The following is a 9,970-nucleotide window of genomic DNA, read 5'->3' on the forward strand; positions in this document are numbered from 1 at the left end:
CCGCACCGCTCGGGGCAGATGCGCAGGATGTAGAGGTGCCAGGCGTGGGTCTGGGCGTAGTCGGGCAGCGAAAGTGGGGCGACCGGCAGGTGCGCCAGGCGCTGGGTGTAGGCCTGGGCCAGCAGCCGGCGGCGGCTGTTGATGTCGCCCAGGCGATCCAGCTGTACCAGTGCCAGGGCGGCGTGGATGTCCGAGAGGTTGTACTTGAAGCCGGGCTCCTGCACCTGGGCCTGGGGCTTGCGGCCCAGGGCGTGACGGTCGAAGGCATCCACCGCCAGGCCGTGGAATTTCAAGCGGCGCACCCGCTCGGCCAGGGTGGCGTCGTCGGTCACCAGCATGCCGCCTTCGGCGCAGGTCAGGTTCTTGATGGCGTGAAAGCTGAAGATGGCGGTGCCGCGCTGGCCGATGGACTCGCCCTGGTAGCGGGTGCCGGCGGCGTGGGCGGCGTCCTCGATCAAGGCCACGCCATGCTCGCGGGCCAGGGCGCGCAGCGGGGTCAGGTCACAGCTGGCGCCGGCGTAGTGCACCGGCACGATGGCCTTGGTGCGCGGGGTGATGGCGGCGGCCACCTGCTCGGCGGAGACCATCAGGGTGTCGCGGTCGACGTCGACGAACACCGGGGTGGCGCCGATCAGGGTGATCATGTTGGCGGTGGAGACCCAGGTCAGCGAGGGGGTGATCACCTCGTCACCGGGGCCGATGTCCAGCGCCAGCAGGGTCACGTGCATGGCGGCGGTGGCCGAGCACAGGGCCACGGCATGGGCAGCGCCTATGGAGGCGGCAAAGCGCTCCTCAAGCGCGTTTGCTTTCGGGCCAGTGGTGATCCAGCCAGAGGTAAGTGCCTCAGTGACGGCAGCCACTTCTTCTTGCCCAATACTGGGCCGAGAGAAGGGTAGGAAGGGCAGGTCGACGTTGATGTTTCCCGAGGCTTGAAGCACTTCTGTCATAACACTGCATCCAGTAAAAAAGTTCACTTGAGATAGCGTAGCCCGTGTTTGGCGAAGCGCCTCATGGGATGGCTAGAGGTATGGTTTCGATCCGCGCTATAGCGCTTAATGACGGCAAATAGCCATGAAGGCCTTCTTTAGAGCGGGTGCAGTTCGATAACTCGACTCAATGTCTGCGGGATGTAAGCGAAGCATCCCTGTTGTTCCGCCTGCGAATGCTCGCACCTTTGGGTCAGGACGAGGTTGGCTGACTCTTGGATATTGCGCGCTGATTGTTCATTGACGCATATATGACCAGTGCAAGTAGAATCGACAGCAATACCAACGAGGAGCCTACGGTTCCGAAATTGAGGCCGCCATGATCGTGGGGCTTGGTAAGTACGTCGCCCAACGTGGCACCGAAAGGGCGCGTGAGTACGAATGCAATCCAGAAGATAAGAACTGACGAAATCTTGGTCGCGTAATGAAGTATCGCCATCAATGCGATAAGGCTGCCGATAAGTAGTGCGCCGCCAGCAAAACCCAGGCCCGAATCATCAGCCAAGTAGTCACCCAGAGCTGTACCCAGGGTGTTTGAGAACAAAATCGCGACCCAATAGAAGAGCTCCGCCCTGCGACTGGTGATGTTGCTCACCGAAAGGCTTCTTTCGCTGAGGTACCAGATGAGGAAGATGCTGGCGAGGATCGTGATCAAGATGGCTGAGCCGGTCGCGTAGCCCAGACCCAAGGTGCGATCCATGAAGTCAGACATCGTGGTGCCCGCGACGCTGGTGGCCAGGATAACCGTCCAGTAGAGCGGCGGGTGGTACCTGCGCACCGAGAGTTGACCCAGCAGGGTCGCTATGAAAAAGCTGATGAGGATGACTGAGCTCAGGGCATAGCCAACGTCCAACGTCATTGAGACGAGATCGCCGGCCGTCTCACCCAATGTCGTTGCACAGATCTTCATGACCCAAAAGGCCAGGGTGATTTGAGGAAGCTTGTTCATCGAGAAGATACGCTTGAGAGGAAGTGCCGGACGGGGTGACCGGCAAGGCGCGCATCATCTCGTTTGAATTGTCAAAAAATAGTTATGCCCTCATGAAAAAATAGAAAAGGCGCGTGTTTTTTTGAAGCATGGCAGTGTCATTCGTGAATCTATGCGCGTCAACGCTTTGATCCAAGCCTCGCCTTTACCTTATCAATGCGTGGGCCTACATCTCTAACAATGGTCTTAAGAATATCTGCGGATATGCCTAGCTTTTTAGACCAGTATAGTAGCTCTGACTTTTCGCTTACATTGATTAGCAAGCAATCTTTTTCTTTATCATAGGTTGCGTCTTTATCTTTCACTCGCTTTGTCCTGGCTCTTTATAGGAAACAGAGGTCTAATTTCTACTTTCCTAGTGGTAAAAAAAAGCTAATCCTTTCGAGAAGCAGTTTTTATCGGCGCTTTTGCTAGGGTAGACGATCCCAAGTGGATTTATTAGACTTATTGGCATTTGATAACGATTATCAAATGCTCTTTAGTCTCTATCCGAAGCTTGGAGCCTCCCCAGTCACATAGAAAACTAACTGGAGAAGCTCTAGATAGAGATATACAAGGTAAGATAGGCGAGGCAGATCATGCTTTACCTTCGCAGATGAAGGTATGATTTTGCTTCTGGGTGAGAAACGTGTTGTAACAAGTTGGTTGGCGAAAAATCTGATTGGCTGATTTAGGTAGCGGAAGAGGGTGCAGCTGGTAATTGAAAGCTGCGACGTTGCACGTCACGTAGCTGCAATAGCTTGTCGACGTCTCTAAGCAATCCTTTGCTGCTGCCTATAGGTCGTGGAATCTCGTTGATGTTATGCGCTAAGAGAGATAGCGAGCTTGGTCTAGTGGAAATCACGACTGCGCGTATCCAGCCCCTGTAGCAGCTCGCTTATATCCTCCAGCCGACCTGCCACCACATGCAGCACACCATCGCGTGTCTCAATGGTGCCGTCCACGCGCATCAGCTGAGAGGCTACCAGCTCCCGCCGTTGGCGCTCCGCCAGGGTTCGCCACACCACCACGTTAACCATCCCGAACTCGTCCTCCAGCGTCACGAAGGTCACGCCGCTGGCGGTACCCGGCCGCTGCCGGCCGACCACGAGGCCAGCTACCCGGGCCGGCTGGCCGTGGCGCCGCTCCCTCAACTCTCTCGAGCTCATTAGGCGCCGGGCCGTAAGCTCCGGCCGCAGCAGAGTGAGTGGATGTGGCCCCAGGGTGGTACCTAGCGAGGCATAGTCCGAGTGGAGGTCTTCACCCACGGTCGGTGCGACCAGCTCCTGGATCTCCTCCTCAACTACCGCGCCCTCGGCGAAGAGGGGTAACTGCGGCTCGATCGCCGCCATCGCCCAGCGCGCCTGGAACCGATGCCCGGCCAACCCCTTCAGGGCTCCCGCATCTGCCAGGCACTCCCGGGCCTTGGCATCGAGGCCTGCGCGCAGACACAGATCGGTGACATCGTGGAATAGCCGCTGCCGGCGGGCCTGCTCAACCGTGCGCCCAGCCTTCTCGGCCAGCCCTCGCACCATCCGCAGCCCCATCCGGATCGCCGGCTGCGGGCTATCCGCGACAGCCTCGAGGCTGCAATCCCAGTCGCTGCAGGTCACGTCCACCGGCAGAATCTGCAACCGATGGCGCCGGGCGTCCTGCAGGATCTGGTCGGGGCTGTAGAAACCCATGGGGTATGAGTTGATCAGCGCCGCGGCGAAGGCGGCCGGCTCGTGGCATTTGAGCCAGCAACTGGCATAGGTCAGCAGAGCGAAGCTGGCCGCATGGGACTCGGGAAAGCCGTAGCTGCCGAACCCCTCGATCTGGCGGAAGATGTCCGCGGCGTAGTCGGCGGTATAGCCGTTGGCGAGCATGCGCGAGGTCAGCCGCTCCCGGTGCGGCTCAAGGCCCCCGTGTCGCTTCCAGGCCGCCATGCTACGGCGCAGCTGATCGGCTTCGCCCGGGGTGTAGTCGGCGGCGAGGATCGCAAGCTCCATCACCTGTTCCTGGAACAGTGGGACACCCAGAGTCCGGCCGAAGACGCGCTCCAGCGCCGGCGGGTAGCTGATCTCCTCCTGACCCGTCCGCCGGCGCAGGTACGGGTGGACCATCCCTCCCTGGATGGGGCCCGGCCGGACGATGGCCACCTCGATCACCAGGTCGTAGAAGGTCTGGGGCTTCAGCCGCGGCAGCATGGCCATCTGGGCGCGCGACTCGATCTGGAACACGCCAAGGGTGTCCGCCCGGCTGATCATGGCGTAGGTCGGCTTGTCCTCCTGAGGCACGGTGGCTAGGGTCAGTTCCTTGCCCCGATAGCCCTTGACCAGGTCGAAGCACCGGCGCAGGGCGCTGAGCATGCCCAGGGCGAGGATGTCGACCTTGAGCAGCCCCATGGCGTCGAGGTCGTCCTTGTCCCACTGGATGACCGTCCGGCCTTCCATGGCGGCATTCTCCACCGGCACCAGGGTATCCAGCGTCTGATCGGCGATGACGAAACCGCCCGGGTGCTGGGAGAGGTGCCGCGGGAAACCGATCATCTCGCCAGTGAGCACTAGGATCCGGTGGAGTAGGGGGCCATCAGGATCGAACCCCGACTCGCGCAGGCGCTCCGGTGGCGGCAGGGTGTCCGTCCAGCGGCCGCAGCAGTCCGCCAGCGCAGTGATCTGGTCTGGGGGCAGCCCCAGGGCCTTGGCCACGTCCCGGACGGCGCCCGCAGCGTGGTAGGTGGATACCACCGCGGTGAGCGCGGCGCGCTGTCGGCCGTAGCGGCGGAAGATGTACTGGATGACCTCTTCCCGCCGATCATGCTCGAAGTCCACATCGATGTCCGGCGGCTCATCCCGCTCGTGACTGATGAAGCGCTCGAACAGCAGGTTGATCCGGGTTGGATCCAGCTCGGTGATGCCTAGGGCGAAACAGACTGCAGAGTTCGCGGCCGAGCCGCGCCCTTGGCAGAGGATCCCCTGCTGCCGTGCGAAGCGGACGATGTCGTGCACCGTCAGGAAGTAGCTCTCATAGGCCTTGTCGGCAATCAGCTGCAGCTCCTTTTCGATCTGGGCACGCAGCCGATCAGACAGACCTTCGGGCCAGCGCCAGGCACAGCCTTCCTCGGTCAGTACTCGCAGCCAGCTGGTGGCTGTGTGGCCCTCCGGTACGACCTCGCTCGGGTACTGGTAGCGCAGCTCGGCCAGGCTGAAGGTGCAGCGCTCGGCAATGCGCAGGGTCTCCTCCAGCAGCTCGGGCGGATAGCACCTCGCCAAGGCTTCACGGGTACGCAGATGACGCTCCCCGTTCGGGAAGAGCAGCTGGCCGGCCTCGGCCACTGGGACGTGATGGCGGATCGCGGTGATGGTGTCCTGCAAGGCCCGGCGCCCGCGGCAGTGCATGTGCACGTCGCCGGCGGCCACCAGGGGGAGATCCAAGGCAGCTCCCAGTCCCTGGAGCTGCTGCAGCCGGACCTGGTCGTCCTGATCGAAGTGGAGCTCCGCCGCGATCCATAGCCGGCCGGGAAACACCTCCAAGAGCCAGCGCGCTGCCTCCGCTTCCGCATCCCGCTCCGGTACCCAGAGCCCGACGAGGCCGGCGACCTGGTCGAGATCCTCGCGCAGCAGCCGGTAGCTGCCCTTGTCCGCACGTCGGCGGGCAAGGGTGATCAGCCGGCACAGCTGCTGGTATCCCCGCAGGTCTTCAACCAAGAGCACCAGTTTGGGGCCCTGGGCCACCTGAAACTCTGCGCCGACGATCAGACGGACGCCATGCTTCTCCGATGCCTGCCAGGCGCGCACGATGCCGGCGAGGGTGCACTCGTCGGTGATAGCCAACGCGTCATAGCCCATGACCTTGGCACGCTCGAACAGCTGATCGACGCTGGAAGCACCGCGCTGGAAGCTGAAGTTCGACAGGCAGTGCAGCTCCGCGTAGCCGGGTGTCACGCGAACCACCCCTGCACCCACCAGCCCGGCCCTTTGGCCGGCGACTGGAAGGCCCACGCCGTACGCCCGTCGGCGAGCTTGAGGACGTAATAGTCTCGGCGGGCATCCTCACCGTCCCACCACCCGCTCTCGATGCGCTCCGGCCCGCTTAGGACCCGTGACTGATCGACATCCAGGGGCTCCGGCGCCGGCAGCAGCCAGCCAGGCCGCCGATTCGGCCCTAGTGCCTGGAGCGCCAGCGAGGGCGTGTCGCGCCGCCAGGCACGCTCCGGCCGGTGATCGCCCTGGGCGCCCACCGCATAGACCGCGTCGTCGCCCAGGCGAGAACGAAGGCGCTCGCGCAGTTGCTCCCAGCTCACCGTCTGTTGTGGACGCTCATCGAAGAGGCCGCGGTGCTGAGGAACGAACGATGGTAGCTCGTCGGCGACCAGGCCGATGGCGAGCACCGGCTCCACCACCTGGGTGGGCTCCAAGCGTCCCCGGGCAAATTCGAACAGCAGCGCCGGGTCACGCTCGGGTGCCAGCAGACCCACCACGATCTCGGTCGTCGGCGCCTCACGGTGTTCGAGACGCAGGGTGAAGCGTAAGGCGCCCATGTCCCGGCCGGCGAGGTAGGTGGCCAGATCCGAGGTCAAGCGACGCAGGGGAAATAGCAGGGCCTGGGTCGACTCGACTTCGAAGTTGAGTTCGATCCGCAGCCTGAAGGTGGTCGGGGGCAGAAAAAACTCTAGGGGCAGGACCTTGCTGCCCAGCATCTGATCGAGGTGATTGAGCAGACTCAGCGGAAAGCGCCGGGCGAGCTGCGCCCGGGGCAGCGCCAGCACCTGGCTGAGCTGCCGAAGCCCCATGCGGCTCAAGGCCTGGACGATCTCCGGCTCGAAGCCCAGAAGCGCCACCGGCAGCGTGCGCATAGCGCTGGCAAGGCCTGCGTCGTCCCGAACTGCCAGGCTGTCGCCGGCGTTGGCCAACACCCGGGCGGCGACCGGGTTGGGCGCCAGGGTGATCCGGTGGCCGAAGCCCAGCGCCGTGAGCTCCTGGCGCAGCCTCGCTTCAAATCTTGGCCAGGGCCCGAAGAGCGGCAGGCTCGACTGCACCTCGAGCACCAGCGCGTCGGCGAAGTGCAGGCTCACCTGGGAGCTGAACCCGTACGCCCACGCCGCCAGCAGCTCATGCTGTCGCCTCAGCGCCGCTTCGTCGTACTCCACCGTCGCAAACTGCGGGCAGATCGCCTGGGCAGCGGTGTAGGTCATCTCCGGCCGGAGGCCGAGCGCCAACGCCGCCGGGTTCGCCGCCTTGATGATCCGGCGTTGTATCGGCCCGTGGAGCAGTACCAGGGGTTCGTCCGGGTCAGGACAATTGCGCAGCACACCGTCCAGCGCGAACTGTGGGAAGTAGATGCAGGCCCATTTCATGGCAGTCGTCCCTCAATGCCAGACCCGATGCGCCAGCGCCGTTGCCGGTGGATTGCCGCCGCGGCACTTGAGCACTCGCAACTGCTGAGGTGAACCCTCAAGCACCAGGCGCAGCGCTGCAGGTGACGCGTTGACCGCTTCCCGCTGGTGGCGGAACGCGAATGCCAGGGTCTGTCCGGTCTCGGCAGCCACCTGCAGCCGGCGCAGCGCGCGATCGTCCGCACGGCTGGGCCAGCAGAGCACCGCGCCACAGCTACCAGAGCGCAGACACTGCTCAGCGGCCCACAGCACGTCCTTGCCCTGGACCTCAATGACGCTCAGCCGGCCGAGGTCGACGCCGGCCTGCAGCCAGGCGTGCGGGTAGAGCAGATACGGGGGAGCGATCAGCACGACGCGTTCGCCGGCGGCAGTGAGGCGTGCCAATGTCGGCCACACGAGCGTGAGCTCACCCAGGCCCGGTCGGGCGCTCAGGATTTCGGTAAGCGCTGCATCAGGCCACCCGCCGAGCGGCAGTTGGGCATCGAGCGCCGAGTGTCCGGTTGGCTGCGTGCTGGCGTCGTCCACATGCGGACTTTGCCCGCGCCACACACGGCGACTGTCGAGCAGAGAGTCGAGCGCAACGACATTGGTGGCCGCGTTATCCATGCTGCACCCCCGTCGGCGCCGACGGCGAGCTGCCGCGCTCGGTGAGCATGACCTGCAGCTGCGCACGCAGTTTGAACAGATCTGCATGCAGGACGGAGTTCATCGACTCCAGGCGCAGGATATGACGCTGGGCACGCGAGAGGGGATCGTCGCGGTCATCTGGAATGAGCCGGTCACCGCGGGGCACGTGGCGCTGGTTTTCCTCTTGGACGAACTGGACGTAGCGCAACCGATGACGCTGCACCTCGGCCTTGAAGGCGTCACGTTCTGCAACGAGGTTGTCGCGCTCGGCGACCAGGACCCGATTAGCACGCTGGGCTTGCCCCAGGCACTGACGTACCTGGTCGAGCTCCTCGGTCAGCAGATCCACGAGATTGCGGCAGTACGTCAGCTCCGTGGGGCGGAACAGGGACTGCTGCTGTTCGAAGCTATCCTGCTCATCACCAAGCATGTCCATAGCGGCCCACCTGCTCATTCCCTGAAGCCTTGACCTTCTGGTACTCGACAGAACGACCGGGACAACCGTGGCAGAGACGAGGGATGGGGCGCGAAATGGACATGGGATAGACCTCCTTTCAGGATACTGTATGGATAGACAGTAATCAGCAAAAGGGTTCCCAGCAAGCTTGACACCGACGAACGGTAGAGGCGAAGCGGTGGCTTTTGATTGCGCGGTTTAGGCGAGCCTGATGTGCTATCGCTAGCGTCTCGATCGTATGTTGATTGCGCAAAAAGCGTCGAGTTTAGCAGTGGAGGTAAGGATCAGACGTTGAACCAGCAGCACACTGTTTGGCCAAGTGGGTATACCTAAAGCGATACGCCCGTCAGGCCACCCGAAGACGTGGCGAAAAGTAGTCAGGCGGACCCAAACGACTACAGGTATATTTCGATACTCCAAACGACTACACCGGAGCCCGCCATGTTCGTTCGTGCCTACCTTCGCGCCTCGACCGACGATCAGGACGCCACCCGAGCACGGGAGGCCTTGCGCGCGTTCGCCGCCGAGCACGGCGCCCGGATCGCGGCGACCTACGTCGAGAACGCTTCCGGCACACTGCTGGATCGTCGCGAACTACTGCGCTTGCTGGCCGATGCCGAGCCTGGGGACGTGCTGCTGGTGGAAGCTGTCGACCGGCTGTCCCGTCTTGACCGTGCGACCTGGGACCAGCTGCGTGACCGGATCGCCCGGGCGGGCCTGCAGGTGGTGTCCCTCGATCTACCGCTGACCCATGCACTAATCCGGCCGGCGGCGGACGGTGGCGATGGCCTGCAAGAGTGGATGACGCGGGCTCTATGCCAGATGTTCTTGGAATTCATGGCGGCCTTCGCCCGGAAAGACTATGAGACGCGCAGGGCCAGGGCTGCCCAGGGAATCCGCAAGGCGAAAGAGGCGGGGGTCTACAAGGGGCGACCACGGGATGAGAAGCTGCACGCGCGAATTCGCGAGTGCCTGGCCAAGGGGATGTCGGTACGAGGGACGGCCAGGCTGTTGGAGTGCTCGACCAGCACCGTCAATCGGTGCCGGCTGACGCTTTCCCAGGCGACCTAGTGCCCACCTATATTCTCGACCGAAAATGATAGCCACCGACGATCACCGTCCCGGTCAGTCTGCTTGATGGTGCCTTCGAAAGCTGGGCCGTCGTGTAGCTCGACCCTGATCCGGTTTGCGTTCGCCGGTACCGCTACCGGCTCCCAGAACTCCAGCTGGGACACCCCCGGAACTAGCGGAGATAGCCGCACCCGAACGTTATCGGTGTGCTCAAATTGGGGAGGCTGCCCCAGATAGTTTGTCGAGAAAATCAGCGTAGCCATTCCTTCGGTCATGGGGCTTACCTGGCAGGGCTTGCAGTCAGCAAGCCATAGGGTGGGGTTCTGGCACTCCAGCATAGACGATTGCGGTAACCAGGGGCCCAGGTGCTGGCCACCAGGCCCCGCCCCGGTGTCGGGGCTGACTTACCGTAATGGCTACTTATGCGCAGCCGACCTGTTACGGCCAAATAGTAATGTCGCGATCCAGCCAGATAGAAATGTCCC

General features: G+C 62.9%; 8 protein-coding genes. 1 reads left to right on the plus strand and 7 read right to left on the minus strand.

The genetic code is table 11. The annotated features are described in order from the left end of the window. The 7 genes from PVZ72_RS16555 to PVZ72_RS16585 form a co-directional block, all read right to left on the minus strand. On the minus strand, nucleotides 1-947 hold a 947-nt coding region (locus tag PVZ72_RS16555), incomplete at its 3' end, for an aminotransferase class I/II-fold pyridoxal phosphate-dependent enzyme (RefSeq protein ID WP_273862500.1). Nucleotides 948-1,179: 232 nt separating this feature from the next. Next, nucleotides 1,180-1,935, minus strand: a complete 756-nt coding sequence (locus PVZ72_RS16560; protein WP_145248240.1) for a COG4705 family protein — start codon at nucleotides 1,933-1,935, stop codon at nucleotides 1,180-1,182. 158 nt (nucleotides 1,936-2,093) lie between these two features. Further along, nucleotides 2,094-2,279 carry a DUF3606 domain-containing protein gene (locus PVZ72_RS16565; RefSeq protein WP_145248238.1) on the minus strand — a complete coding sequence of 62 codons (186 nt, stop codon included), beginning with the start codon at nucleotides 2,277-2,279 and terminating at the stop codon, nucleotides 2,094-2,096. Between the two features lie 525 nt (nucleotides 2,280-2,804). Then, the gene (locus PVZ72_RS16570) at nucleotides 2,805-5,900 is read right to left on the minus strand and encodes an error-prone DNA polymerase (protein WP_273862501.1); all 3,096 of its coding nucleotides are present in this window, start codon (nucleotides 5,898-5,900) and stop codon (nucleotides 2,805-2,807) included. Further along, nucleotides 5,876-7,291 carry a Y-family DNA polymerase gene (locus PVZ72_RS16575; protein ID WP_145248234.1) on the minus strand — a complete coding sequence of 472 codons (1,416 nt, stop codon included), beginning with the start codon at nucleotides 7,289-7,291 and terminating at the stop codon, nucleotides 5,876-5,878. Before PVZ72_RS16575 ends, PVZ72_RS16570 begins: the two co-directional genes overlap by 25 nt. 12 nt (nucleotides 7,292-7,303) lie before the next feature. Beyond that, complete coding sequence (imuA, locus tag PVZ72_RS16580; RefSeq protein WP_145248232.1) at nucleotides 7,304-7,936, minus strand: translesion DNA synthesis-associated protein ImuA; 633 nt, start codon at nucleotides 7,934-7,936, stop codon at nucleotides 7,304-7,306. Then, the gene (locus PVZ72_RS16585) at nucleotides 7,929-8,393 is read right to left on the minus strand and encodes a hypothetical protein (RefSeq protein WP_115947129.1); all 465 of its coding nucleotides are present in this window, start codon (nucleotides 8,391-8,393) and stop codon (nucleotides 7,929-7,931) included. Before PVZ72_RS16585 ends, imuA begins: the two co-directional genes overlap by 8 nt. 462 nt (nucleotides 8,394-8,855) lie before the next feature. Here PVZ72_RS16585 and PVZ72_RS16590 point away from each other — a divergent pair, with 462 nt between their 5' ends. Continuing rightward, nucleotides 8,856-9,485 (plus strand): recombinase family protein, encoded by a 630-nt coding sequence (locus PVZ72_RS16590; protein WP_044340854.1) that lies wholly within the window; start codon nucleotides 8,856-8,858, stop codon nucleotides 9,483-9,485. The last annotated feature ends 485 nt before the right edge of the window (nucleotides 9,486-9,970 follow it).

The organism is Pseudomonas sp. LA5, from assembly GCF_028640825.1.
Classification (GTDB): Bacteria; Pseudomonadota; Gammaproteobacteria; order Pseudomonadales; family Pseudomonadaceae; genus Chryseomonas; species Chryseomonas aestiva.